Origin of the sequence: Ensifer sp., from assembly GCF_035999135.1 — a bacterium.
Classification (GTDB): domain Bacteria; phylum Pseudomonadota; class Alphaproteobacteria; order Rhizobiales; family Rhizobiaceae; genus Ensifer.
The window spans coordinates 17770-41915 of record NZ_DASYGZ010000236.1; the positions used below are offsets into that span (position 1 = coordinate 17770).

The following is a 24146-nucleotide window of genomic DNA, read 5'->3' on the forward strand; positions in this document are numbered from 1 at the left end:
GCAGCCATGGCGGCCATTACCATCGCCGAGGTCTCGAAGATCTATCACGGCAATGTCGAGGCGGTGAAATCCGTGTCGATCGATATCGAGGACGGCGAGTTCATCGTGCTCGTCGGCCCATCCGGCTGCGGCAAGTCCACGCTCCTGCGCATGGTTGCGGGCCTCGAGGGCATCTCGAAGGGCACGGTGACGATCGGTTCGCGCGTCATCAACGAGGTCGATCCGGCCGAGCGCGACATCGCCATGGTCTTCCAGAACTACGCGCTCTATCCGCACATGACCGTCTACGACAACCTCGCCTACGGCCTGAAGAACCGAAAGACGCCGAAGGCGGAGATCGACGCCCGTGTGGCCGAAGCCGCCCGCATGCTGGAGATCGAGCCCTATCTCCAGCGCAAGCCGCGCGCGCTTTCGGGCGGCCAGCGCCAGCGCGTCGCCATGGGCCGCGCCATCGTGCGCAAACCGGCGGCCTTTCTCTTCGACGAGCCGCTTTCCAACCTCGACGCCAAGCTGCGCGTGTCGATGCGCGGCGAGATCAAGCGGCTGCAGAAGCGACTCGGCACGACCTCGCTCTATGTCACCCACGACCAGCTCGAAGCGATGACGCTCGCTGACCGGCTGGTGGTGCTGAACGGCGGCCGCATCGAGCAGATCGGCCGTCCGCTCGATGTCTATCACCGCCCGGCCTCGACCTTCGTTGCGAGCTTCATCGGCTCGCCGGCGATGAACCTGATCAAGGCGGAGATCGATGGCAGCAGCCTGCAGATTGGGCTCTACAGGATCGCACTCGGCAACCGCGCCCCCGCCGAAGGCCCGGTCACCGTGGGACTTCGCGCCGAGGATCTGAAGCTCGCCGGTGTCGGCGAGGACGCCATGCTGTTCCAGGTCGACTATGTCGAGGAACTGGGCGCCCAGCGGTTGGTGCACGGCAGCATCGAAGGCCAGGCGCTGACCATCGCGCTCTCGCCGGAAATGCCGCTGTCCGGCGATCTCGCCGTGACGATCGCGGTCGACCGCCTGCACTTCTTCGCGCCGGACACCGGCAAGCGGCTCGAGCGCGGCACGTCCTTTGCGAGCGAAGCTCCGGTTGCAGCGTCGCATATGGAGACGGCATCGTGATCTTCGAAACCGTCGAACAGCTTGCTGTCCCGTCGCTCGAAATCCGTGCCGGCTTTGCCGACATCGTCCGCACCATCGCAGCCCATGACGCAGCCATGGCCGCTCGCCCCGAGATGAACAGCATCGAGGTCGGCGGTGCGCCGTCGTCGGCCATGCCGCTCACGTTTCCTTTCACCGTCGCTGCCTGGAACCTGGAGCGCTGCCTGTTTGCGGCTGAAAGTGCTGCCCACCTCGCCGCGACGAAGGCGCCGGTCGTGCTGCTTTCGGAAATGGACAACGGCATGGCCCGCACCAGCCAGCGTCATCCGACAGCCGACGTCGCTGACACGCTCGGGATGCAATACGCCTATGGCATCGAGTTCATCGAGCTCGGCCTCGGCTCCGACACCGAGCGCGAATTCTGCGAGGACGACTTCAACGCCAAGGGTTTTCACGGCAATGCGCTGATGGCCTCGGTGCCGCTCGGGCGACCCTTCATGGTGCGCCTCTGGGGCGAGCGGCTCTGGTTTGCCGATGGCGAACAGCCGCGCCTCGGCGAACGTTTTGCCATCGGCGTCGTGATCGACACGGAGGCCGGTCCCTTCGTCGCAGTTTCCACCCATCTCGAAAGTGCAACGACCGCCGCCTACCGCGAGCGCCAGGTCAAGGAATTGATCGATGCGCTCGACGAGGCCTTCCCAGGAATGCCGGTGCTGATCGGCGGCGATCTCAACACCGGCAATCATGCCGGCGGCGATTTCGAGGCCGAAGGGCTCTTTGCCATGAGTGCGGCACGCGGCTTTGCCCGCCACGGTGGGCCGCTCGACGTGATGACCACGCGCCCGAGCCTGATCACCCGCTGGCCGGAGCGGGCGATGAAGCTTGACTGGTTCCTCGCGCGCGGGCTGAAGATCGGTGAAACCAGGATCATTTCGTCGCTCGATGAAACCGGCCGCCCGCTCTCGGATCACGATCTCATCACCTGCGTCGTCGAAGGCTTCGAATAGGCGCGCGTCTCCTTGCCTAAGGCCCGTCCGCATTCTACATGTCGAGGGCTTTTCCGGTACGGGAGCGGGCGCGGTTTTCCTGTCCTCTTCCGTTCCGGCGCTTTGAAATCGATCGCGCATGGCCGCGATGCAGAGGGGACGGAAGATGGCGAAAATCGTCAATGTCGGGGTCCAGATGGACCATGTGTCGGGCATCAACATTGCAGGGGACTCCACCTTTGCCATGAGCCTCGAGGCACAGGCGCGCGGCTACCGGCTCTTCCACTACACGCCGGAAAAACTGTCGCTGCGCGACGGCAAGGTCTATGCGAGTGCACAGCAGATGACGCTGCGCGACGTCAAGGGCGACCACTACACGCTCGGTGAGCCGGAGCGCGTCGACCTTTCGAGCATGGACGTGATCCTGCTTCGCCAGGATCCGCCCTTCGACATGGCCTATATCACCTCGACGCATCTGCTGGAGCGCCTGCATCCGAAGACGCTTGTTGTCAACGACCCAGCCTGGGTACGCAATTCGCCGGAAAAGATCTTCGTCACCGAATTTGCCGACCTGATGCCGAAGACGCTGATCACCCGCGATCCCGAAGAGATCGCGCGCTTCCGCCAGGAAATGGGCGACATCATCCTGAAGCCGCTCTACGGCAACGGCGGCGCCGGCGTTTTCCACTCGACCCGTGATGATCGCAACATGTCGTCGCTGCTTGAAATGTTCGGCCAGATGTTCCGCGAGCCCTTCATCGCCCAGGAGTACCTGCCGGCGGTGCGCAAGGGCGACAAGCGCATTCTGCTCGTCGACGGCGAGCCGGTCGGCGCGATCAACCGCGTTCCGGCCGAGCACGACGCGCGCTCCAACATGCACGCCGGCGGCCGCCCCGAGCCGACGGAGCTGACGGCGCGCGAAAAGGAAATCTGCGCCCGCATTGCCCCGGCCTTGAAGGCACGCGGCTTCCTGTTCGTCGGCATCGACGTCATCGGCGACTACATGACCGAGATCAACGTGACCTCGCCGACCGGCATCCGCGAAGTCAAGAAGTTCGGTGGCGCTGACGTCGCAAGCTTGCTCTGGGACGCGATCGAGCGCAAGCGCGCCTGATCGATACGCCGGGAATGGCGTGGCTGCGGCCCGCGGCCAACCGTTCGCTTGACGGCCACCTGAGCGGTTTGCTCAAAAGCCGTTGATGACCGCGTCGAGCACGACGCGCAGTCGGCGTAGTCGCTTGAGGTCACCGTGATAGCCCGCCCAGACATCCCGCGCCGGTGGTGCGGGATCAATGTCGATGCGAACCAGACCGGCGATCTGCTCGGCCAGAAGGTTGGGCAATACGGCGATGCCGGCGCCGGCAAGAACCGCCTTTGCCTGCACCTCGCGATTGTTGCTGCGAAAGCCGATGCTCGCCTGCGGAAAGGTTTCGCGAAGCCAGACGGCGTCCGGCAATGTCTCGAACGCATGGTCCATCGTCACCAGCCTGACGTCGGAACCCGCCGTCGCCCTTGGATCGGCCGTACTGGAAGTCCCAAAAAGCCCGTAGTCGAGCCGACTGAGCTTGCGCTGGATCACGCCGCTCTCCTTGAACGGGGCGATCCGGAACGCCAGGTCCGCTTCGCGCCGGGCGAGGCTGAAAATGCGGGCATCGGTCAGAAGCTCGATCGTGAGCCGCGGGTGATCGGCAACGAACTTCGCCAGGATCGGCGTCAGCACATAGGTGCCGAACCACTCCGAGCTGGCGATCCGCACCGTGCCTTCAAGCTGCTTGGCCTTTCCATCGAGCTCACGCTCGAACGAAAGAGCCTCTTCTTCCATCCGCTCGGCATGCGAGAGCACTGCCGAACCTTCATCGGTGAGGACGAAGCCCTCGCTCGTTCGCTGGAACAGTGCGTGGCCGACCGCCCCTTCCAGCGCCTTCAGGCGCCGGCCCATCGTTGGCTGACTTTGCCCGAGGGCGCGGGCGGCGGCACCGAGCGTGCCGTTCCGCGCGATTGCCAGGAAGATCTTGACGTCGCTCCAGTCCATCCTTCGATCCATGCATTTTTGAATGATAATCAGTCAAAGCCGTAAGTTTCAAACGGAAGCATCTGCGCCCATCCTCGCTGCGTCAACAGCACGACGGAGATGGAAAAATGTCCAGGACGCAAACCACGATGCGGGCAGCCTTGCTCGATGCCCATGGCGGACGATTCAGGCTGGCTGAGATCGCCAGGCCGGAGCCGGGCCCCGGCGAGGTTCTGGTGCGGATCCGCGCCAGTGGGGTCAACCCGCTGGACATCAAGATCCGCGCCGGCGCTGCCGCGCACGCCCGGCATCCCCTGCCGGCCATTTTGGGGATCGACCTTGCTGGCGTCGTCGAGGCGGTCGGCTCGGATGTGACGGCTTTCCGCCCTGGCGACGAGGTCTATGGCATGACCGGCGGCGTCGGCGGCATCCAGGGATCGCTTGCCGAATACGCTGCGGTCGACGCACGGTTGCTTGCCCGCAAGCCGGGTCATCTGAGCTTCCGCGATGCGGCCGCTCTGCCGCTCGTCCTCATCACGGCCTGGGAGGGGCTCGTCGATCGAGCAGGCGTTCGCGCCGGGCAGAAGGTGCTGATCCAGGGCGGCGCCGGAGGCGTCGGCCACATCGCGATCCAAGTCGCTCGCGCCTTCGGGGCTCAAGTCTACGCGACCGGCAGCGCCGGACAGCGGGAGACGATCGAAGTGCTCGGGGCGACCGCGATCGACTACCGCGCGGAGCCGGTCGAGGCCTACGTCGCCGCGCATACCGCCGGCTTGGGCTTCGACATCGTCTACGACACCGGCGGTAGCGCCATCCTCGATGCGTCTTTCGCGGCGATCCGACGCTTTGGCCATGTCGTCAGTTGCCTCGGTTGGGGCGACCACGCGCTGGCACCCCTGTCGTTTCGAAACGGCACTTACTCCGGTGTCTTCACGTTGCTGCCGCTGCTGACCGGCATCGGCCGCGAGCATCACGGCACTATCCTGGCTGACGCGTCCCGCCTGGTGGAGGAGGGCAAGCTCGCGCCGATCGTTGATCAAAGGGCATTTTCCCTGGATGAAGTGGCGGCCGCGCATGCGGCCATTGAGGACCGCAGCGCGCGCGGCAAGATCGTGGTGGATGTGGCTGACTAGGGCGGCGTTCAGGTAACGCGGCATGCACCATGCTATCGTGCAGACATTGATCCTTTGGATGTTCTGTAATTGTTCTTGTTTTTGTGCGTGAACCGTGCAAGGCTCCATCCTGCAACCCAGGGCGGTTGCGGCGGCCGCGCGTGTCGGCTGCTCGGGCGAGGGAGCACTCATGGTCGCGCGCGTCAGCACGGTGGCATTTCAGGGCATCGAGGGTCTGCCGGTCGACGTTCAGGTGATGGTCGCGCCCGGCAAGGTAGGCATGCAGATCGTCGGCCTGCCGGACAAGGCGGTGGCCGAAAGCCGTGAGCGGGTGCAGGCCGCCCTTCATGCTTCGGGCCTGGCGCTGCCGGCCAAGCGCGTCACCGTCAACCTGGCGCCTGCCGATCTGCCCAAGGAAGGCAGCCATTTCGATCTGGCGATTGCACTTGGCCTGATGGCAGCGCTCGGCGCCATCCCCGGCGATGCGCTCGCACCCTATGTGGTCATCGGCGAACTCAACCTCGACGGCACCATTGCCGCCGTTGCCGGTGCATTGCCGGCGGCGATCGGTGCCAATGGGCTCGGCAAAGGGTTGATCTGCCCGGCCGAAAGCGGCTCCGAGGCTGCCTGGGCCGGCGCCGAGATCGACATTCTGGCCCCCCGCAGCCTGATCGCGATCGCCAACCATTTTCGCGGCACGCAGGTGCTCTCCCGGCCCGAGGCCGCGATCCGCTCCGGTGCTGCCAACCTGCCCGACCTCGGCGACATCAAGGGCCAGGAAAGCGCCAAGCGGGCGCTCGAAGTCGCGGCCGCCGGCAACCATAACCTGTTGATGGTGGGGCCGCCGGGCTCGGGCAAGTCGATGCTGGCTGCGCGGCTGCCCTCGATCCTGCCGCCGCTCAATCCGGCCGAGCTTCTCGAAGTCTCGATGATCCATTCGATCGCAGGCCAGCTTCCGGGCGGCAAGCTGTCGGACCGGCGTCCGTTCCGTACGCCCCATCATTCCGCGACCATGGCCGCTATGGTCGGCGGCGGCTTGCGCGCCAAACCCGGAGAGGCATCTCTCGCCCATAACGGCGTTCTGTTTCTTGACGAGTTTCCGGAGTTCACGCCACAGGTGCTCGATGCGCTGCGCCAGCCGCTGGAAACGGCCGAGTGCATCATCGCCCGCGCCAACCATCGCGTCAGCTACCCGGCGGCGATCCAGCTCGTTGCCGCCATGAATCCCTGCCGCTGCGGCATGGCGGGCGAGCCCGGCCGCGCTTGCGCCCGCGGACCGCGCTGCATGACCGATTATCAGGCGCGTATTTCCGGCCCGCTGATGGACCGCATCGATATCCGCATCGATGTGCCGGCCGTCAGCGCCGCCGATCTGTTGAAGCCGGCCGCCGCCGAAAGCAGCGAGGTGGTGGCCCGTCGGGTCGCCCGTGCCCGTGCGCTGCAGATCGACCGTTTCGCTGCCCTTGGCCATCCGGACCTGACCAGCAATGCCCGCGCCTCGACCTCGCTGATCGAGAAGATCGCAGCGCCCGATGCGTCGGGCCTGCAGCTCTTGAGGGACGCCGCGGAGAAGATGAAATTCTCCGCCCGCGGCTATCATCGGGTACTAAAGGTCGCGCGAACGCTTGCCGATCTCGATGGTACGCCGACGGTCGGCCGCATCCATCTCGCCGAAGCGATTTCCTATCGTATTGCAGGGGAACGACTGCAGGCGGCGGCCTAGAAAACGCCGGCGCAACCGCGCTCAATCCATGCGGCCTGTCTTGCGAGATGTTGCTGAAAGCCGGTGTCGCGATGAAGGGGACCGATGATTTTTGCGCGACGCGGCGCCGCCGGAAACCAAGCGCGCCGGATTTCGGGTTGGGCCTTGGTTCTGTCTCGCACACGAGAAGCTCGTTCCCTCCCACGAAGGGAGCATGCCTGAGGACGGATTCGAAGCAAAAAGGGCGCCTCCGGGGGCGCCCTTTGCGATTGTAGCGATTGCAGCCTGATTAGCTGCCCAGCCCTTCGAACAGCGCTGTCGACAGGTAACGCTCGGCGAAGGAGGGGATGATGACGACGATGGTCTTGCCGGCGTTTTCCTCGCGCTGGCCGATCTCGATCGCCGCCGTCAGTGCCGCACCGGCGGAAATGCCGACAGGTACGCCTTCGAGCCGGGCGACGAGGCGGGCGGCCTCGATTGCTTCACCGCTGCTGACGGTGACGATTTCGTCGTAGATGGAAGTATCGAGGATGGCCGGCGCAAAGCCGGCGCCGATGCCCTGGATCTTGTGCGGGCCGGGCGCGCCACCGGAGAGAACAGGGGATTCCTCGGGCTCGACGGCGATCACCTTGATCGAGGGCTTGCGTGCCTTCAGCACCTGGCCGGCGCCGGTGATCGTACCGCCGGTGCCGATACCCGACACGAAGATGTCGACGGCGCCGTCGGTGTCGTTCCAGATCTCTTCGGCCGTGGTCTTGCGGTGGATTTCCGGGTTGGCCGGGTTTTCGAACTGCTGCGGGATGATGGCGTCGGGCAGGGTCTCGACCAGCTCCTGCGCCTTGGCGATCGCGCCCTTCATGCCCTTGGCGCCTTCGGTCAGCACCAGCTCCGCGCCAAGCAGCGCCAGCATCTTGCGCCGCTCGACCGACATGGTCTCCGGCATGGTCAGGATCAGCTTGTAGCCCTTGGCGGCGGCGACGAAGGCAAGGGCGATGCCGGTGTTGCCCGAGGTCGGCTCGACGAGCGTGGTGCGGCCGGGTGCGATCTTGCCCTGGGCCTCCAGGCTCTCGATCATCGCCACGCCGATGCGGTCCTTGACCGAGGCGATCGGGTTGAAGAATTCGAGCTTGGCGAGCAGGTTCGCCTTCACGCCCTTTTCCTTGGCAAGCTTGTCGAGCCGGACGATCGGGGTGTCGCCGATCGTCTCGGTGATCGAGGAATAGACGCGGCCGCGGCCGGGCTTGCGTGTATCGGGCATGGGCTTCTCCCTTGGGCGTGACGTTTTATGTCTACGAGAATAGGGATTATGCCCGCCCACTTCCAGAACGGCAAACACGGCCTTGCGATCGGCGTGAGGAAAAAGCACCGGCGAAGTCATTGTTCGGGAAAAGTTTTTTCAGTTCGCGCGAACGGCGATGTAGACGGCCGTGCCGGCGAGCACGCTGGAAGCAACCCGGTTCAGCGCCTTCAACGCTCTCGGTTGCTTCAGGAGCAGGCGCGCCCGCGACGCGAGCAGCATGTAAGGCACGAGCACCGTCAGAAGCACCAGGAAGGTTGCCGTCAGAAGCAGGCCGTAGTCGCCAGCGCCGATCGTCTGGATGTCGATCAGCGTCGGCACCAGCGCCACGTAAAACAGCATGGTTTTCGGATTGCCGAGCGTGATCAGCAGGCCGGAGAGGAAAGACATGGCGGCACTCGTGGACGGCTTGGCCTTGATGTCCTCCGGCAGCAGGCCGGCGCTCCAGAGCTTCCAGGCGATATAGCCAAGATAGAGCACGCCCGCAAACTTCAGGACCAGAAAGGCCGTGGTGAAGGTCTCAGCGATCAGCGCCAGCCCGAGGATGACGGCAGTCAGATAGACCATGTCGCCAAGTGCGATCCCGAGGCCCATGAAAAACGTCTCGCGAAAACTGGAACCGAGCGCCCGTGCGACGAGCGCGGTCACGCCGGGGCCCGGGATCGCCGCAGCGATGAAGAGTGCGCCGCAATAGGCGACAAGAGCCGCGAGCGTCATGAACGGTCCTTCCGATGAGATACAGGCTTTTATCGCAAAAGACTAAACAAGGGAACATGGGCGATCGATGCCGCATCCTCCTTCGAACCTTCGTCGATTTTGAGGAGGAATGCAGCCATCAAGGGTGCCGCAGTCGACAATTCGCGCCAAGGGCGTAGATTGGCTTGCACGCTTGGGCAAAATTGATCCGGTGACAAGTCCGCGATTGCCCCGTGGCGTCGGCTGGTGAGAGCTTGCGACCGAAGAAGATCGGGGGACGTTTCCATGCCTGAACTGAAAGACATGATCGGCTTTGCGCTCTTGGCCCTCGGCATGGTGCTGACGCCGGGGCCGAACATGATTTACCTGATCTCGCGCTCGATCAGCCAGGGGCCGGTCGCCGGGTTGATTTCGCTTGGCGGCGTGGCGCTCGGCTTCGTCGTCTACATGGTCTCGGCGGCACTCGGCATCACCGCGCTTTTGATTGCCGTGCCCTTCGCCTATGACGCACTGCGTTTCGCCGGGGCTGCCTATCTGCTCTATCTCGCCTGGCAGGCGATCAAGCCCGGCGGGCGCTCGCCCTTTCAGGTGCGCAATCTGCCGAAGGATGGGCCAAAGAAGCTGTTCGTCATGGGCTTCCTGACGAGCCTGCTCAATCCCAAGGTGGCGATCCTCTATCTCTCGCTCCTGCCGCAGTTCATCCGGCCGGAACTTGGCAACGTGCTCGGGCAGTCCATGGTCTTCGGCTCGATCCAGATCGCCACCAGCGTTACCGTCAATGCGATGATTGCGCTCGCCGCGAGCGGCATTTCGGCGTTCCTCGCCGGACGGCCGCTGTTCATGGTGGTGCAGCGTTGGGCGATGGGCACGGCGCTGTTCGGCTTCGCCCTCAGCATGGCCGCCGAAGCGCGGCGTTAATCCGCGCCCGGCCAGCCCTTGGCGCTATTCGAAGACCGGACGCATGAAGCTGCGCTCGTAGCTCAGGATGCAGCGGGTCTTTTCAGCATAGGCAAAGGCTTCCTGGCACTCCGGATCTGCGGCCATTTTCTGTCGATAGACCTCGTACTCGGCAAGGTTCGGAAAGCTGAAGAGCGCAAGCGCGATATTGTTTGCCCCCTCATGCGGCATGAAATAGCCGTGATGCGTGCCGCCGAGACGGTTGACGAGCGGGATCCAGAGCTTGGCATAGTGCTCGAACTCGGCCGCCTGATAGGGGTCGATGACGTATTTCAGGTAGCAGGTGATCATGCGGTTCTCCCTTCGCGTTGCCGCTTGATAGAAGAGGGCAGGCGAAGTTTCCATCCCAGATTCATGCCGGCGGCGGCAAAGAGGATCGCGATCGAGCCGAGGATCTGGATCGGCTGCAATTGATGGCCGAAGGCGATGCGGTCGACCACGATGGCGGCGATCGGGTAGACGAAGGAGAGCGCCCCGGTCATGTGCGTCGGCAACCGCTGGATCGCACCATAGAGCAGCACGTACATCAGCCCGGTATGGATGACGCCGAGCGTAACGAGGATCGACCATTGCGCTGTCCCCGTGGGTGCGGGGGCGGCAAGCGCCATCGGCGCCAGCATCAAAGTCCCGGTGATCACCTGGATCAGCGCAATCAGATGCGGTGGCGTGCCCTTGAGCAGCTTCGTCGCAATCGCGGCGATCGCGTAGAAGAACGCAGCGCCGATCGAGAGCGCAATGCCGATCAGGTACCTCTCCGGCGCGAAACCGTCACCCGGCTTGGCCGCGACGATCGCCAGCATGCCGGCAAACGAGACGGAGAGCCAGAAGATCTTGGTTGCCGTGATCTTCTCGCCGAGGAACAGCGCACCGAGCCCGAGCAGCATGAAGGGTTGGACGTTGTAGACCATGGTCGAAATCGAGATCGAGGCATGGGAATAGGCGGCAAAGAGCATGAGCCAGTTGGCGACGATCGCGATGCCGCCGGCGATCGACAGCAGCAGCATGCGGGCGCTGAAGTGGCGACGCTCGAGCAGGCCGAGAAACCAGGCGATGGCGACGAGTGTGATCGCACCGAAAACGCAGCGCCAGAAGACCACGCTCGTCACCGGCTGGCCCGATTTGAGCACAAACCAGCCGATCGTGCCCGAGATCAGCATCGCCGCCGTCATCTCGACGCTGCCGCGCCTGAGTTCCGAATTCATGGTCACCACTCCCTGTTTGATGGCCAGAGAGTACTCGGTCGCCCCAGCGATTTCTATGGATTGAAAAAGGTGTTTGTGCGATAATGCCTAATCTTCGAAGCTACAATTGCCGTTTCGGCTTATGGTGTCGCGATGTTGGACGAGATCGACCGGCGAATCCTCGATATTCTGGCGGCCAATGCGCGGGTGTCGCTGAAGGAGCTGGCGGAGCAGGCTGGACTGTCCTCGCCGAGTGCTGCCGACCGGCTGCGCAAGCTGGAAGAGCGGGGCATCCTCGATGGTTTCACCATCGCGCTCAACCCGATGAAGCTCGGCTATCCCTTGCAGGCGGTGATCCGTGTGCGTCCCATGCCGGGCATGCTGCACATCGTTGAGCGGCTGATCCAGGAGACACCCGAAATCGTCGAATGCGACAAGGTCACCGGCGACGATTGTTTCATCGCCAAGCTCTATGTGCGCGACATGGAACAGTTGGACACGATCCTCGACCGCATCGCCGAGAAGTCGCAGACCAACACCTCGATCGTCAAATCGTCGCCGGTCAAGCGCCGCCTGCCGCCGCTACTTTGATAGGATGAGGCTCAGACCCCGGTCGAGCCGAAACCGCCGGCGCCGCGCGCCGTCTCGCTGGCATTGTTTGTCTCGCAAACGGCGACCTGCGTCACCGGTGCGATCACCATCTGGGCGATGCGCATGTCACGCTCGACGATGAAATCCTCGTCGCCGAGATTGACGAGCAGCACTTTCACTTCGCCGCGGTAGTCGCTGTCGATCGTGCCGGGCGTATTGAGGCAGGTGATGCCGTGCTTGAAGGCGAGGCCCGAGCGCGGGCGGATCTGGGCTTCATAGCCCGCCGGAACCTCGAAGATGAAGCCGGTCGGCACCAGTGCGCGCTTGCCCGGCATCAGCATCAGTGGGCGATCGCCGGGGACGGCGGCGCGCAGATCCATGCCGGCAGCACCTGATGTTTCGTAGGCGGGCAGGTCCAGGCCTTCGCCATGCGGCAGGCGAACGAGGTTGAGCGTCGGGCGGGATTGTGAGGTCGATGTGGTCATGGCCCCATAAGCCGGGCGGCCCATCCCTCGGTCAATTGCATAATCGGGCCCGAGCCTGTAAAGGACGCGGCAACTCACAGGATTTTACGACATGGCCGAAACTCTCGCCGAGGCGGTTTCCCGCCGCCGCACCTTTGCGATCATTGCCCACCCGGACGCCGGTAAGACCACCCTCACCGAAAAGTTGCTGCTGTTCGGCGGCGCTATCCAGCTCGCCGGTGAGGTCAAGGCCAAGAAGGATCGTATCCAGACCCGTTCGGACTGGATGAAGATCGAGCGCGAGCGCGGCATCTCGGTCGTCACCTCGGTGATGACCTTCGAGTATGGCGGCAATGTCTTCAACATTCTCGACACCCCCGGTCACGAAGACTTCGCCGACGACACCTACCGCACGCTGACGGCGGTGGATGCGGCCGTCATGGTCATCGACGCCGCCAAGGGTATCGAGCCGCGCACGTTGAAGCTCTTCGAAGTCTGCCGCATGCGCGACATCCCGATCATCACCTTCGTCAACAAGATGGACCGCGAGAGCCGCGATCCTTTCGAGATCCTCGACGAGGTCGAGGAGAAGCTGGCGCTCGATTGCGCGCCGGTCACCTGGCCGATCGGCCGCTCGAAGACCTTCTGCGGCTCCTATCATCTCGCCAACAACACCGTGCGCGGTTCCGACACGCAGGAAATCCCGACCAAGGTCAACGGCCCGGAAATGGCATCGCACCGCCTGCCGGAAAACGAGCGCGAGGCCTTCACCGACGAGCTGTCGCTGGCGATCGAAGCCTGCAAGCCCTTCGACAAGAAGGCCTTCCTCGAAGGTCACCTGACGCCGGTGTTCTTCGGTTCGGCGCTGCGCAACTTCGGTGTGCGCGACCTCATCAACGCGCTCGGCGACATCGCCCCGCCGCCGCGCGACCAGGTGGCCGACATCCGCACCGTGCATGCGACCGACGACAAGATGACGGCCTTCGTCTTCAAGATCCAGGCCAACATGGATCCGAACCATCGCGACCGCATCGCCTTTGCCCGTGTCTGCTCGGGCAAGCTGGAGCGCGGCATGAAGGCGCGCCTGTCGCGCACGGGCAAGCAGCTGGGCCTTAGCGCCCCACAGTTCTTCTTCGCCTCGCAGCGCCAGCTTGCCGACACGGCTTACGCCGGTGATGTCGTCGGCATTCCGAACCACGGCACGCTCAGGATCGGCGACACGCTGACCGAGGGCGAAGCCTTGGTGTTCCAGGGCGTGCCGAACTTCTCGCCGGAAATCCTGCGCCGCGTGCGGCTGGAGGATGCGATGAAGGCAAAGAAGCTGAAGGAAGCGCTGCAGCAGATGGCGGAAGAGGGCGTCGTGCAGCTGTTTTCGCCCGAAGACGGCTCGCCGGCGATCGTCGGCGTCGTCGGCGCACTGCAGCTCGACGTCTTGAAGGAACGCCTGCAGGGCGAATACGGCCTGCCGGTCTCCTTCGAAATGTCGCGCTTCTCCGTCTGCCGCTGGATCTCGTCCGATCAGCCGGCCGAACTCGACAAGTTCGTCACGGCCCGTCGTGGCGACATCGCCCGCGATCTCGACGGCGATCCGGTGTTCCTCGCGCAGGACAGCTTCTCGCTGCGCTACGAGGCAGAGCGCTATCCGGCGATCAAGATGGTCGCCATCAAGGAATATCACGTCGCCAAGGCGGCCTGATCAGCTGATCGTACCGGCCGGTGAATAGAGCACCGGCCGGCCTCCCGGCGCACGAGCGCCGCATCCGGACGAAATCCCTAAACCGAAAAATCGAAACGCGGCGACGCGCGATCGAGCATTGTCATGCCCTGGCGAGCGCCCCAGGCATGTTCGATCGCTTGCGACAGGGACACGAGCAGCCGCCCGATATCCTCCCGAGCCGTGTCGTGCAGCGCCTCCGTCACGATCAGTGCGCGCGCCGTCTGCGGCCTTATCGCCGACAGTCCGCTCTGCCGGTTGGTCCAGCGCCGGGCGTGAGCTTGGCCCTCTGCATCGGCGAAGATCACCTCGCCAGGCTCCGGGTTTTCCGTCTCCCCCGAAAACGTCAGATAGGTCTCGCGGCCATGCGCCCGGCGGACATGAAGGTGTCCGCTGACACGCGCGAGGTCGAACACGGCGATCGGGATGGCGAAGGCGAGCGAGGCGGCGTTGCAGAGATCGATCAGGGGATGGATCGACGGCAGGCTGCCCTCCTTGCGGAAGCGCCTGAGCAGCGCCTCGGAGGCCGAGCGATACTGCGTCGGCTTCAGCCCCATCTTCGCGAATGTCCGCCGCCAGGCCTGGATTTCCGGCAGGTCGCTTTCCGTGCCTGCGCCAAGGCGGTCGCTGGCGAGCGCCTGAAACGACGCGATCGCATCGGCAATCGAAACATCGGCGTGCATGGCGTCGACGAACAGCGCTCCGGCGCTGAGCTCGGGAAAATCGCGCCAGATCTCGTCTGCGTGTTGGAAGTGCATGGGGTCCTCGACAATCATGATGGCTCAAGCCTTCCGTGGCGAAGGCGGCAGGATACTGGCCTGCTTCCTGTTTGAGAGTATCTGGGGCAGGCTCAGCCCAAGAACAGCGGCCAGCACGCAGCCGATCCCTGCCATCTGCGAGAGTGTGACCGGCTCGCCGAGGAGCAGGAAGGCGAAGGCGACGGCCGAAACGGGCGCGAGCGCCGTGAAGACGGAAGCCTCGGTTCCGCTCACGCGCGCAGATCCTGCGTACCAGAGCAGGAAGCCGGCGACCGTTGGGACGAGGGCGTAATAGAGAACGGCCGTGATCGCATCCGTTTCGGGCCCTATGTCAAAGGGAGCCTCGAAGAGGGCGGGCACCAGTGCCACCGCCAGGCCGAGGCCGGTCATCAGCGTCGAGAGCGCGAGCGGCGAGATCTCGGTCTTCACGCGTTTGTTGATCAGGATGAACAGTCCCTCGCAGACGACAGCGCCGAGGATCAGCGCAATGCCGAGCGGAGAGTGGGCAGCACCGTTACCGGGCGCGACGACGATCGCCAGTACACCGAAGGCAGCAAGCGCGATCGCTCCCAGCATCCGGCGATCCGGGCGCTCGCCGAGAAGCAGGATGGCGATGGCGGCAGACACGATCGGCAGAGTGCCGATGACGACGCCGGCATCGGTTGCCGATGTCAGGCCGAGGCCGGCGATCAGCAAGGTCGTGTAGCCGACGCTGCCGGCGCCGGCCTGTGCAACAAGGATGAGCCAGTCGCGCCGTTCGAGTTTCGGCCAGCGCGCTCCCGTCAGCCGCATCAGCACGAGGAAGAGCGGAAAGGCGACGGCGAAGCGCAGTGCCGTCGCCGAAAACGGCGGCAGGCCGGTGGCGATGATCTTGCTGGCGATGACCGTGCTTCCGACCAGGATCATCGCCAGCGACAGATAGAGATATCCGAGAACCTTTCCCGACATGTCCGTTCTCCATTGGAGTGCGCACGCGAACGCGCAGTTGGCGCAGCAATGCGCCGGAGAAGGCTTCGGGTCTTGAACGGAATTGCGGGTGCTACTTCCTGGCCTCGGCATAGGCACCGGGCGAAAGCCCGTACTTGCTGACGAAGACCCGCGTCATGTGGCTCTGGTCGGCAAAACCTGCGGCGAAAGCGGCTTCTGCAAGCGGCACGCTTTTGCCGATCAGGCGGCGGGCAAGTTCGATGCGGCGCTGGACGATGTAGGCGTGGGGTGTCAGGCCGACTGCCTTTGCGAAATTGCGCACGAGCTGGAAACGGCTGAGTCCGGCTTCGGCGGCGAGATCGGCAAGCGTGATGGCGACGGTCGGGTCGTCGTCGATCATGGTCTTGGCCGACGCGACCGGCGCTGGGCTTTCCGGGCGTTGCGTCTTGCCTGTGGCGAGCAGGTTTCCGAACAGCAGCAGGAACAGTTCTTCCCGGCGGATCGCTTCGTCCGGAGCCACGGGGGCGGTGATCGCTGCGAAGAGGGCGCGGAATTGGCTAGCGGCATCTTCATCGCGGAATGCCGGGGCGGTAAACTCGCCTTCCGACGAGCGCCCCTGGCTGATGTCTTCGGCGGCAGCGGCGACAACGGAAGGATCGAGGTAGAGCATGCGCCAGCCGCGGCCGGCGTCCCCGATCGGTGCGCCATCATGCACCTCACCGGGATTGACGCTGATCATGTCACCGGCGGTGGCCTCGACCATGCCGCGGCCGCTCAGTGATTTCTGTGCGCCCTGGTAGATGAGACCGATGCCGAATTGATCGTGCGTATGGCGGGCAAAGCTATGGCGCGTTTCAGCTTCGACCGCGTCTATGCCGACGGTCGCGCTGCGCAGGATCCTGAATTGACCTTTTGCCATGCGTGCGCCCGATGCGTTTCCCGTCACACTTCTACATCGTGGGCTTGCAGCCGACCATCCTCTTGTTGCCGTGTCTGGCCTCTTGTTGCCGTGTCTGGCGCATAAGTGACGTCGCGGACGCACTCTGAAGGTCAAGGGCCAGCCACCGTTGCAATCACGAGCCGCATGCGTAACTTGCCGCCACGATGTTGACGACGAGAGAGATTCGCCATGCTGGACCTGCGCGTTCACTTCCTTGAAGCCGATGGACCGCTCGCACCCTGGCGTGAACAGATCCTTTGCGTGGTCCGCGAAACGGCGGAGCGCGTCGGTGGCCGGATGTCCGTCGCAGAGGCTGCAGCACCCATCGATATCGTCGTCGAACGACGGCCGGATGAGGTGATACCCGAACTGGGTCTTACCGGAGCCTGCTATCGCCGCGGGTTGATCTGGCTGACGCTCGATCCCGACAACGACAATTTCGAAGCCAGCCTTGCCGGCGGCGATCTTTTAAAGACGCTGACGCATGAACTGCATCATTCCTTCCGCCACGCGACCTGCGGCTATGGCGTCCGCCTGGGAGAAGCCCTGGTCACGGAAGGTCTCGCGGATGCCTTTGACGACGAGATCAACGGCGGCGATGGCCGCCTGTGGGGACATGCGATCGCCGCCGGCGAGTGGCCGCAGGTGCTGGAGCGCGCCGAACGGGAGCTTTGGTCGGACACCTATGATCACGAGGGCTGGTTCTACGGCTACGATCGCGCCCTTCCGCGCTGGGCCGGCCACACGATCGGCTATCACCTTGTCAAAACCTATCTTGCTGCGAACCCCAAGGCGCGGCCGTCGCAGATGACGGCAACGCCCGCTTCCGTGGTGATCGGTGACGCCTGGGCGCCGCTGCGGAAAAGTCTGCTGGCGGTGGCGTGAGCGGGCAAAACGTGAGCCACCCTGGCGCGTTCCTCACGCATAGGGCGCCTCGTCGCGATCGCGGCCCGGCAATTGCCTGACGTCACCGATCCACGGCAGTGCCGAGGAACACCAGATCTGCGACCTGGGCTTGAGCTGCTGGCGCTGGTTGATCGTGCCGACCCGGATGCCCACTTCGAGCGCATCCTCGTCGGTGCCGGTCGTGTAGACGGGGGAGCCGCAGTCCGGGCAGAAGTACTGCAGCCGCTTCCGGCCATTGGCGCCAGTCTTGGTGTAGAGCTTGGGCTCGCCGCCGGTGATCCTGAAGTTCTCGCGCGCCGTTCCGGCGGTCACCCGATAAGCGGTCCCGGTCAGTTGCTGGCAATCGGTGCAGTGGCAGATCGCGACATCGGCCGGATCGATCTCGGCCTCATAGGTCACGAAGCCGCAATGGCATTGGCCGTCGATGCGCATGAGACGCCTCCCTGAAAGCAGAGAAGCTAGGGCGCGACTGGAAAAAGTGTATGCGGTTCTCCCTCGTTCTGATGCCGTTGGGTCGGGATCGGCTCGAAGGCCGCCGCAACCCCTTTGCCAGTCGCACAGCAAACGGGCACGGAGCTTCGGAGCGTCTTTGTTCGCTGCCGCTTACACGCCGGTGAACAGCCACGCGTGTTCGGGAGCGTTGTGGAACTTCCAGACGCGCTTCGGCCCGGCCATGACGTTCAGGTAATAGACGTCATAGCCGTGCACGGCGGCAACCGGGTGATACCCCCTTGGCACCAGCGTCACGTCGCCGTCCTCGACCGCCATGGTCTCGTCGAGCGAGCGGTCGTCGGTATAGACGCGCTGCATGGCAAAACCCTGCGGCGGGTTGATCCGGTGATAATAGGTCTCTTCCAGGTAGCTCTCGGCCGGCAGATCGTCCTGGTCGTGCTTGTGCGGCGGATAGGAGGAGGTGTGACCGCCGGGGGTGATCACCTCGACGACGAGCAGCGACTGCGCCGAGCCGTCGTCCTCGGGCATGATGTTGGTGACATAGCGGGTGTTGGTGTTCTTGCCGCGCGTCATCTGCGGATGGGTGCCGGGCGTGATCACCTTCGCCTTGAAGCCATCGCCGCCAGGCGCCGAGCAGATGGCAAGGTCGAGGTCGCACGTGGCGGTCGCCTGCCAGTGGCTGCCCTTCGGCACATAGACGGCATAGGGCTGTCCCTCGAACGGCGTCATGCGCTCGCCGAGTTCGCCAAAGCCTTCGCCGTCGACGGAAACCTTTGCCTTGCCGGAGACGAGCACGAGGCAGACTTCCTTGTCGCCAGTCTCGCCTTCGGTCGTTTCACCCGCCTTCAATCGCTCGAGTGCAAAGCCGACATAGGTCCAGCCGGCGCTCTCCGGTGTGACGTTCTGCATCAGGCCGGACTTGGCCTTCGGTTTGACGAGCAGCTTGGACATGTCGATCTCCTGAATTCTTTGACGGCGGCTGCGCTTTCGGCGCGCCCTCACCCTAGCCCTCTCCCCGCGGACGGGGAGAGGGGATTTCTCGCGTTCGCGGCGCGCGCTCAGCCAAGCATAGAGAGGATCGAGCGGTTGCAGCATATCCCTTCTCCCCGCGAGCGGGGAGAAGGTGGCGGCAGCCGGATGAGGGGCGTACTCCGAAGCACACCCGGCAACCGGATGGACGCGCTTACTTGTCGAGGCCTGCTTCCTTGGCAAAGGCCTTCAGCGATTTCAGTCCGAGCGACTGGTACTCGAACGGGTTGCGCACGGCCGAATCCTGTTCCGCCTCGATCACCAGCCAGCCGGAATAGCCGTGTTCGGCGGCAATTTTCAGAACGGGAAGGAAGTCGACGCCACCTTCGCTGTCGCCAGGAACGGTAAAGACGCCACGGCGCACGCCTTCAAGGAACGAAAGGCCCTCGCCCTCGACGACCTTGCGGACGGACGGGCGAACGTTCTTGGCATGAATGTGGCGGACGCGGTGCATGTACTTTTTCGCCACGTCCGCCGGGTCGGATCCGCCGAACCAGGCGTGGCCGGTGTCGAGCAAAAGTTTGGTCGCCGGGCCGGTGTTCTGCATCAGGAGGTCGATTTCCTCGCCGGTCTGGACGATCGTGCCCATGTGGTGGTGGTAGACGAGGTCGATGCCCTGGTCGGCGCAATATTGAGCGACCGCTTCGAGATCGGCGCCGAACTTCTTCCACTGGTCGGCCGGCAGCACCGGCTTGTCGTTGGCGACCGACTTGGTGTCGTCGCCATGGATGGCGTTCGAGGTCTCGCAGACGATCGCGACCTTGCAGCCATTGTGCTTCAGAAGGTCGAGATGCGGCTGGATCGCCTTCTTCTCGGCCTCGACGTCGTGGGTCAGCAGGTTGGTCGAGTGCCAGCCGGAGACGAAGACGAGATCGTAGGAGCCGAGCTTCTGCTTCAGCGCCTCCGGATCGGTTGGCATCTTGTGGCCCTTCTCGATGCCGTCGAAGCCGATCTTCTGGCAATCGGACAGGCAGTCCTCGAGCGTCAGATGCGCGCCGATCGAATGATCGTCGTCGTTGCTCCAGGCGATCGGGTTGGTTCCGTAGCGGATCATGTCTTTCACTTTCTGTCTGCTGAAGCGGTTGCTTCGTCGTTGTCTGTCTTTACCACCCAGGCGGCCCCCTCATCCGGCTGCCGCCACCTTCTCCCCGCAGGCGGAGAGAAGGGATGTGCCGCGCCGCGGTGCACCCATATCGAGCTCCCGGTGGGGCACTTCCCCTATCCCCGCGGGCGGGGAGAGGGTTAGGGTGAGGGGCAATTGTCAACCTCTGATTCCTCCGGGGCGTCGCCCGACATGCAAAAGCGCCCGCGCAGTAAACGCGAGCGCTTTGTTCTTGTTCAGCCGAACCGCTGGGCGTTAAGGGCCTTTTCGTAGCCCTTGCGCGCGTCGTTCACTTGACTGCGGTCCGAAACCTCCGGCACGGCCACATCCCACCAGTGGCCGCCGGCTTGGGTGGTAATCAGCGGGTCGGTGTCGATGACGATGACGGTCGTTCGCGTCTCGCCCGCCGTTTCCTTGAGCGCCGTTTCGAGCTCGGAGATCGAGCCGACCTTGCGGGTCACGGCGCCCATGGCGCCGGCATGGGCGGCGAAGTCGATCTGCGGCAGCTCGACGTGGTGCGTGTCCGTGAGCAGATTGTTGAAGTTGGCGCCGCCGGTGCCCATTTGCAGCCGGTTGATGCAGCCGTAGCCGGCATTGTCGAGCAGCACGATGGTGAACTTGGCGCCGAGCATGATCGACGAGGCGATCTCCGAGTTCAGCATCATGTAGCTGCCGTCGCCGACCATGACGATCACGTCGCTCTCGGGCTTGGCGAGCTTGACGCCGAGACCGCCGGCGACCTCGTAGCCCATGGTCGAGAAGCCGTATTCCATGTGGTAGCCGCCGGGCTCTTCCGCCTGCCAGAGCTTGTGCAACTCACCCGGCAGACCGCCGGCAGCGCAGACGAGCGTCGTGTTCCTGGCTCCGCGGGCGCGCTGGACGGCGCCGATCACCTGGGCATCGGAGGGAAGGGCGGCATTGGTCGTGGCCGTCGCCTTGTCGGCCACAGCCAGCCATTCGGCCTTGCCGGCCTTGGCCTTGGCAGTCCAGCTCGGATCGGCCTTGTGGCCGCCAAGACCGCCGGAAATGCGGTTGAGACCGGCGCGGGCGTCGGCAATCAGCGGCAGGGCGTTGTGCTTGCCGGCATCGAAGGGCTGGACGTTGAGACCGATGATCTTCAGGCCTTCATTCTTGAAGAGTGCCCAGGAACCGGTCGTGAAGTCCTGCAGACGCGAGCCGACGGCGAGCACCACGTCGGCATCCTCGGCAAGCGCGTTGGAGGCGGAGGTGCCGGTCACGCCGACCGAGCCCATGTTGAGCGAATGCGAATGCGGCAACGCCGACTTGCCGGCCTGGGTCTCGACGACGGGAATGCCATGCCGCTCGGCGAAGTCTGCAAGGTCCTTGCTTGCTTCCGAATAGAGCACGCCGCCGCCGGCGATGATGATCGGCTTCTTGGCTTCCTTCAGTACCGCGATCGCGGTTGCCAGTTCGTCGAGATCGGGTTCGATCCGGCGCGGCACCCAGACCTTCTCGTCGAAGAAGTTCTCCGGATAGTCGTAGGCTTCCGCCTGCACGTCCTGGCAGAGCGACAGCGTCACCGGGCCGCAATCGGCAGGATCGGTCAGCACCTGCATGGCGCGGCGCAGTGCCGGGATGATCTGCTCGGGCCGGGTGATGCGGTCGAAATAGCGCGACACCGGACGAAAGCAGTCATTGGCCGAGATCGTGCCGTCGCCAAAACTTTCGACCTGCTGCAGCACCGGATCGGGGCGGCGGTTGGCAAAGACATCGCCGGGCAGGAAGAGAACCGGCAGGCGGTTGACATGGGCAAGCGCCGCCGACGTCACCATGTTGAGCGCGCCGGGGCCGATCGAGGTGGTGCAGGCCATGAAGCGGCGGCGGAAGCTCGCCTTGGCAAAGGCGATCGCGGCATTGGCCATGCCCTGCTCGTTCTGGGCGCGGTAGGTCGGCAGCGTGTCTTTGATCGCGTACAGTGCCTCGCCGACGCCGGCGACGTTGCCATGGCCGAAGATGGCGAAGACACCGCCGAAGATCGGTACTTTCTTTCCGTCGATCACGGTCATCTGGCGGGTCAGGAACCGCGCCACGGCCTGGGCCATGGTCATGCGCACGGTCTTCTGGCTCATTGTCTGTTTCCTCCTCGTGGGCGAAATCGTCCCGTTCCACCCTGCTTGATGCATTGTCCGACGCTTGGGCGCCGATCCTATGCCGCTTTCGTTTCACCCAATTGCAGCCAGAGATCCACCAGCGCCTTGAACTTGCCGGCCATGTCGGCGATCGCTTGGTCGTCTGTCATCGTGCCGCCAAGCCAGGCCTTGCCGGCATCGGCGAAGATTGTGCGGCCGACGGCGAAGCCCTTGACGGTCTTCGAGGTGCGCGCGGCCGCAAATCCGTCCTTCAACTGCTCATAGGGCGCCTCGAGGCCGAGCAGCACCACGCCGCGGCAGAGCGGGTCACGCGCTTCGATGACGGCGTCGATCGCTGCCCAGGCGCTGCGGCTTGCCTGCGGCTCGAGCTTCCACCAGTCGGGCTTGAGGCCTGCGTCGTAGAGTTCGTTAAGGGCGCGTGGAATGGTCTGGTCGTCGAGCTTGCCGTGTTTGCCGGCGATGATCTCGATCAGGATTTCACGCCCGACCTTGCGGGCCGCCTCGAAGGCCGAACGCAGCTTTGCCACCTGCTGTGACTTGAGTTCGGCCGGATCATCCGGATGGTAGAAGGAAAGCACCTTGATGCAGTGGTCGACCGGCCAGTCGATCAGCCGGCTGCCGAGATCCTGGCTGAACTCGAACTGCAGCGGACGCGAGCCCGGCAGCTCGATCGGCTTGCCGATCCAGAAGTCGCGGTGGGCGCCGGTGGCATAGAGCGCATCGCGGCCATACTTGTCGTCGATCAGCATGCCGAAGCCGGAGCGACCGGCGGCGACCTGGGCGGCCGCCTTGACCGCCAGCACCTTGAAGGCGGGAATGCGGGCAAGCAGCGCCGGATCGCCGGCGGCTATGTCTTCGAGCTGGCTGCGATGGTCGATTGCGAGCGCCATCAGAAGCGGAATGTCGCGCCGGCGCGTCGTTGCCCAGTGCACGTGGTTGATCGCCTCGTCCTTGCGCAGCGCCCGTTCCTTGCTGCCGTTTTCGAGGAAGAACTTCAGTTCCGTCCAGGTCGGGATTTCAGGGGCGCAGAGCAGGCGCGAGACGGCGAAGGCGCCGCAGGCATTGGCCCAGGTGGCCGACGTTGCATGCGGCTCGTCACGCAGCCAGCCGCGCAGGAAGCCGGACATGAAGGCGTCGCCGGCGCCAAGCACGTTGTAGACCTCGATCGGAAAACCCTTGCCGACGATGCCGTCTTCCAGATTGTCGGAGATCGGGCCGTCATAGACGATGCAGCCCATCGGTCCGCGCTTCAAAACGATCGTCGCCGTTGAAAGTGCGCGGATCGTCTTCAGCGCCTGAAGCAGGTCGCTTTCGCCGGACGCGATCAGCACTTCCTCTTCGGTGCCGACGATCAGGTCGCAGTCGGAAAGAACGGTTTTGAGGTGCGCCGAGACGCGGTCTGAAGCGATGTAGCGGCTCTCGCCGGCGTCATGACCGGCAAGACCCCAGAGGTTCGGGCGGTAGTCGATGTCGAAGACGATCTTTGCGCCGCTTTCCTTGGCAAGGCGCATCGCCTTGCGCTGGGCGGCGTCGGTGTTCGGCTTGGAGAAATGGGTGCCGGATACGAGGATCGCGCGGGCGGAGCGGATGAACTCTTCCGAAACGTCGTCTTCGCAAAGCGCGTTGTCGGCGCAGTTGTCGCGATAAAAGAGCAGCGGAAAGGACTTGTCGTTCTCAACCGCGAGGATCGCAAGCGCTGTCAGTCGCTCCGGATCGGTGACGATGCCGCGGGTCTCGACGCCCTCGCGGGTGAGCTGCTCGCGGATGAAGCGGCCCATCTGCTCGTCGCCGACGCGGGTCAAAAGCGCCGATTTCAGGCCGAGCCGGGCCGTGCCGACCGAGATGTTGCAGGGGCAGCCGCCGACGGACTTCGCAAAGCTCGAAACGTCTTCAAGCCGCGTGCCGATCTGCTGGCCGTAGAGATCGACCGAGGCCCGGCCGATGGTGATCAGGTCGAGCGGCTTTGCTCGCTGTGCCGAAACGTTCTGGCTCACTGCTTCCTCCCCGCGGACACCTTGGCGGGCCCGACCATTTTCGTACTGTGGGTGATGGCGGTATGAAACATAAATTCCGACGTTTCGTCAATATGGAATTTTCATTCTATCTGTTCC

General features: G+C 64.2%; 23 protein-coding genes. 9 read left to right on the forward strand and 14 right to left on the reverse strand.

Going from position 1 to position 24146, the window contains the following annotated elements:
* Window positions 1–6: 6 nt before the first annotated feature.
* From VGO12_RS30790 to gshB, 3 genes are all read left to right on the forward strand, one after another.
* Window positions 7–1119: a sn-glycerol-3-phosphate import ATP-binding protein UgpC gene (locus tag VGO12_RS30790; RefSeq protein ID WP_327516531.1), complete on the forward strand. Its 1113-nt coding sequence runs from the start codon at window positions 7–9 to the stop codon at window positions 1117–1119.
* Complete coding sequence (locus VGO12_RS30795) at window positions 1116–2105, forward strand: endonuclease/exonuclease/phosphatase family protein (protein ID WP_327516532.1); 990 nt, start codon at window positions 1116–1118, stop codon at window positions 2103–2105. The genes VGO12_RS30790 and VGO12_RS30795 overlap by 4 nt, the downstream gene beginning before the upstream one ends.
* A gap of 145 nt (window positions 2106–2250) precedes the next feature.
* A complete protein-coding gene (gene gshB / locus VGO12_RS30800) occupies window positions 2251–3198 on the forward strand; it encodes a glutathione synthase (RefSeq protein ID WP_327516533.1) in 948 nt (315 codons plus the stop codon).
* Window positions 3199–3270: 72 nt separating this feature from the next.
* Here gshB and VGO12_RS30805 read toward each other — a convergent pair whose 3' ends face one another.
* Window positions 3271–4116, reverse strand: a complete 846-nt coding sequence (locus VGO12_RS30805; protein WP_327516534.1) for a LysR family transcriptional regulator — start codon at window positions 4114–4116, stop codon at window positions 3271–3273.
* 128 nt (window positions 4117–4244) lie between these two features.
* On the opposite strand from VGO12_RS30805, the gene VGO12_RS30810 reads away from it, so the two are divergent.
* Window positions 4245–5228: a zinc-dependent alcohol dehydrogenase family protein gene (locus VGO12_RS30810; protein WP_327516535.1), complete on the forward strand. Its 984-nt coding sequence runs from the start codon at window positions 4245–4247 to the stop codon at window positions 5226–5228.
* A gap of 169 nt (window positions 5229–5397) precedes the next feature.
* On the forward strand, window positions 5398–6930 hold the full coding sequence (locus VGO12_RS30815) for a YifB family Mg chelatase-like AAA ATPase (protein ID WP_327516536.1): 1533 nt from the start codon (window positions 5398–5400) through the stop codon (window positions 6928–6930).
* 268 nt (window positions 6931–7198) lie between these two features.
* Here VGO12_RS30815 and cysK read toward each other — a convergent pair whose 3' ends face one another.
* Window positions 7199–8167, reverse strand: coding sequence for a cysteine synthase A (gene cysK, locus VGO12_RS30820; RefSeq protein ID WP_327516537.1), 969 nt, complete (start codon window positions 8165–8167; stop codon window positions 7199–7201).
* 138 nt (window positions 8168–8305) lie between these two features.
* Window positions 8306–8923: a LysE family translocator gene (locus VGO12_RS30825; RefSeq protein ID WP_327516538.1), complete on the reverse strand. Its 618-nt coding sequence runs from the start codon at window positions 8921–8923 to the stop codon at window positions 8306–8308.
* Between the two features lie 264 nt (window positions 8924–9187).
* Here VGO12_RS30825 and VGO12_RS30830 point away from each other — a divergent pair, with 264 nt between their 5' ends.
* The gene (locus tag VGO12_RS30830; RefSeq protein WP_327516539.1) at window positions 9188–9820 is read left to right on the forward strand and encodes a LysE family translocator; all 633 of its coding nucleotides are present in this window, start codon (window positions 9188–9190) and stop codon (window positions 9818–9820) included.
* Between the two features lie 24 nt (window positions 9821–9844).
* Here the strand turns inward: VGO12_RS30830 and VGO12_RS30835 are convergent, their stop codons facing one another.
* The gene (locus VGO12_RS30835; RefSeq protein ID WP_327516540.1) at window positions 9845–10150 is read right to left on the reverse strand and encodes an NIPSNAP family protein; all 306 of its coding nucleotides are present in this window, start codon (window positions 10148–10150) and stop codon (window positions 9845–9847) included.
* On the reverse strand, window positions 10147–11061 hold the full coding sequence (locus tag VGO12_RS30840) for a DMT family transporter (protein WP_327516541.1): 915 nt from the start codon (window positions 11059–11061) through the stop codon (window positions 10147–10149). The genes VGO12_RS30835 and VGO12_RS30840 overlap by 4 nt, the downstream gene beginning before the upstream one ends.
* A 132-nt stretch (window positions 11062–11193) precedes the next feature.
* Between VGO12_RS30840 and VGO12_RS30845 the strand changes: the two genes are divergently transcribed.
* The gene (locus tag VGO12_RS30845) at window positions 11194–11631 is read left to right on the forward strand and encodes an Lrp/AsnC family transcriptional regulator (protein ID WP_327516542.1); all 438 of its coding nucleotides are present in this window, start codon (window positions 11194–11196) and stop codon (window positions 11629–11631) included.
* A gap of 11 nt (window positions 11632–11642) precedes the next feature.
* Here the strand turns inward: VGO12_RS30845 and dut are convergent, their stop codons facing one another.
* Window positions 11643–12116, reverse strand: coding sequence for a dUTP diphosphatase (gene dut / locus VGO12_RS30850; RefSeq protein ID WP_327516543.1), 474 nt, complete (start codon window positions 12114–12116; stop codon window positions 11643–11645).
* 91 nt (window positions 12117–12207) lie between these two features.
* On the opposite strand from dut, the gene VGO12_RS30855 reads away from it, so the two are divergent.
* Complete coding sequence (locus VGO12_RS30855; RefSeq protein WP_327516544.1) at window positions 12208–13791, forward strand: peptide chain release factor 3; 1584 nt, start codon at window positions 12208–12210, stop codon at window positions 13789–13791.
* Window positions 13792–13868: 77 nt separating this feature from the next.
* Here the strand turns inward: VGO12_RS30855 and VGO12_RS30860 are convergent, their stop codons facing one another.
* The 3 genes from VGO12_RS30860 to VGO12_RS30870 form a co-directional block, all read right to left on the reverse strand.
* Window positions 13869–14567 carry a B3/B4 domain-containing protein gene (locus tag VGO12_RS30860; protein ID WP_327516545.1) on the reverse strand — a complete coding sequence of 233 codons (699 nt, stop codon included), beginning with the start codon at window positions 14565–14567 and terminating at the stop codon, window positions 13869–13871.
* 24 nt (window positions 14568–14591) lie between these two features.
* Window positions 14592–15515 carry a DMT family transporter gene (locus VGO12_RS30865; RefSeq protein WP_327516546.1) on the reverse strand — a complete coding sequence of 308 codons (924 nt, stop codon included), beginning with the start codon at window positions 15513–15515 and terminating at the stop codon, window positions 14592–14594.
* 91 nt (window positions 15516–15606) lie between these two features.
* Window positions 15607–16413, reverse strand: a complete 807-nt coding sequence (locus tag VGO12_RS30870) for an AraC family transcriptional regulator (protein ID WP_327516547.1) — start codon at window positions 16411–16413, stop codon at window positions 15607–15609.
* A gap of 210 nt (window positions 16414–16623) precedes the next feature.
* Between VGO12_RS30870 and VGO12_RS30875 the strand changes: the two genes are divergently transcribed.
* Complete coding sequence (locus VGO12_RS30875; RefSeq protein ID WP_327516548.1) at window positions 16624–17319, forward strand: DUF2268 domain-containing putative Zn-dependent protease; 696 nt, start codon at window positions 16624–16626, stop codon at window positions 17317–17319.
* Window positions 17320–17352: 33 nt separating this feature from the next.
* Here VGO12_RS30875 and VGO12_RS30880 read toward each other — a convergent pair whose 3' ends face one another.
* The 5 genes from VGO12_RS30880 to VGO12_RS30900 form a co-directional block, all read right to left on the reverse strand.
* On the reverse strand, window positions 17353–17772 hold the full coding sequence (locus VGO12_RS30880) for a GFA family protein (protein ID WP_327516549.1): 420 nt from the start codon (window positions 17770–17772) through the stop codon (window positions 17353–17355).
* A 171-nt stretch (window positions 17773–17943) separates the two neighbouring features.
* A complete protein-coding gene (gene iolB, locus VGO12_RS30885; RefSeq protein ID WP_327516550.1) occupies window positions 17944–18744 on the reverse strand; it encodes a 5-deoxy-glucuronate isomerase in 801 nt (266 codons plus the stop codon).
* A 232-nt stretch (window positions 18745–18976) separates the two neighbouring features.
* Window positions 18977–19876, reverse strand: coding sequence for a myo-inosose-2 dehydratase (iolE, locus tag VGO12_RS30890; RefSeq protein WP_327516551.1), 900 nt, complete (start codon window positions 19874–19876; stop codon window positions 18977–18979).
* 284 nt (window positions 19877–20160) lie between these two features.
* Window positions 20161–22014 (reverse strand): 3D-(3,5/4)-trihydroxycyclohexane-1,2-dione acylhydrolase (decyclizing), encoded by a 1854-nt coding sequence (iolD, locus tag VGO12_RS30895; protein WP_327516552.1) that lies wholly within the window; start codon window positions 22012–22014, stop codon window positions 20161–20163.
* 77 nt (window positions 22015–22091) lie between these two features.
* Entirely contained in the window at window positions 22092–24029 is a 1938-nt protein-coding gene (locus tag VGO12_RS30900) for a bifunctional 5-dehydro-2-deoxygluconokinase/5-dehydro-2-deoxyphosphogluconate aldolase (protein WP_327516554.1), read from the reverse strand.
* Between the last annotated feature and the right edge of the window lie 117 nt (window positions 24030–24146).

Coding starts and splice junctions, on each gene's coding strand:
- VGO12_RS30790 (WP_327516531.1), top strand. CDS start 7: ATGGCGGCCATTACCATCGCCGAGGTCTCGAAGATCTATCACGGCAAT.
- gshB (WP_327516533.1), top strand. CDS start 2,251: ATGGCGAAAATCGTCAATGTCGGGGTCCAGATGGACCATGTGTCGGGC.
- VGO12_RS30805 (WP_327516534.1), bottom strand. CDS start 4,116: ATGGACTGGAGCGACGTCAAGATCTTCCTGGCAATCGCGCGGAACGGC.
- VGO12_RS30810 (WP_327516535.1), top strand. CDS start 4,245: ATGCGGGCAGCCTTGCTCGATGCCCATGGCGGACGATTCAGGCTGGCT.
- VGO12_RS30815 (WP_327516536.1), top strand. CDS start 5,398: ATGGTCGCGCGCGTCAGCACGGTGGCATTTCAGGGCATCGAGGGTCTG.
- cysK (WP_327516537.1), bottom strand. CDS start 8,167: ATGCCCGATACACGCAAGCCCGGCCGCGGCCGCGTCTATTCCTCGATC.
- VGO12_RS30825 (WP_327516538.1), bottom strand. CDS start 8,923: ATGACGCTCGCGGCTCTTGTCGCCTATTGCGGCGCACTCTTCATCGCT.
- VGO12_RS30830 (WP_327516539.1), top strand. CDS start 9,188: ATGCCTGAACTGAAAGACATGATCGGCTTTGCGCTCTTGGCCCTCGGC.
- VGO12_RS30835 (WP_327516540.1), bottom strand. CDS start 10,150: ATGATCACCTGCTACCTGAAATACGTCATCGACCCCTATCAGGCGGCC.
- VGO12_RS30840 (WP_327516541.1), bottom strand. CDS start 11,061: ATGAATTCGGAACTCAGGCGCGGCAGCGTCGAGATGACGGCGGCGATG.
- VGO12_RS30845 (WP_327516542.1), top strand. CDS start 11,194: ATGTTGGACGAGATCGACCGGCGAATCCTCGATATTCTGGCGGCCAAT.
- dut (WP_327516543.1), bottom strand. CDS start 12,116: ATGACCACATCGACCTCACAATCCCGCCCGACGCTCAACCTCGTTCGC.
- VGO12_RS30855 (WP_327516544.1), top strand. CDS start 12,208: ATGGCCGAAACTCTCGCCGAGGCGGTTTCCCGCCGCCGCACCTTTGCG.
- VGO12_RS30860 (WP_327516545.1), bottom strand. CDS start 14,567: ATGCACTTCCAACACGCAGACGAGATCTGGCGCGATTTTCCCGAGCTC.
- VGO12_RS30865 (WP_327516546.1), bottom strand. CDS start 15,515: ATGTCGGGAAAGGTTCTCGGATATCTCTATCTGTCGCTGGCGATGATC.
- VGO12_RS30870 (WP_327516547.1), bottom strand. CDS start 16,413: ATGGCAAAAGGTCAATTCAGGATCCTGCGCAGCGCGACCGTCGGCATA.
- VGO12_RS30875 (WP_327516548.1), top strand. CDS start 16,624: ATGCTGGACCTGCGCGTTCACTTCCTTGAAGCCGATGGACCGCTCGCA.
- VGO12_RS30880 (WP_327516549.1), bottom strand. CDS start 17,772: ATGCGCATCGACGGCCAATGCCATTGCGGCTTCGTGACCTATGAGGCC.
- iolB (WP_327516550.1), bottom strand. CDS start 18,744: ATGTCCAAGCTGCTCGTCAAACCGAAGGCCAAGTCCGGCCTGATGCAG.
- iolE (WP_327516551.1), bottom strand. CDS start 19,876: ATGATCCGCTACGGAACCAACCCGATCGCCTGGAGCAACGACGACGAT.
- iolD (WP_327516552.1), bottom strand. CDS start 22,014: ATGAGCCAGAAGACCGTGCGCATGACCATGGCCCAGGCCGTGGCGCGG.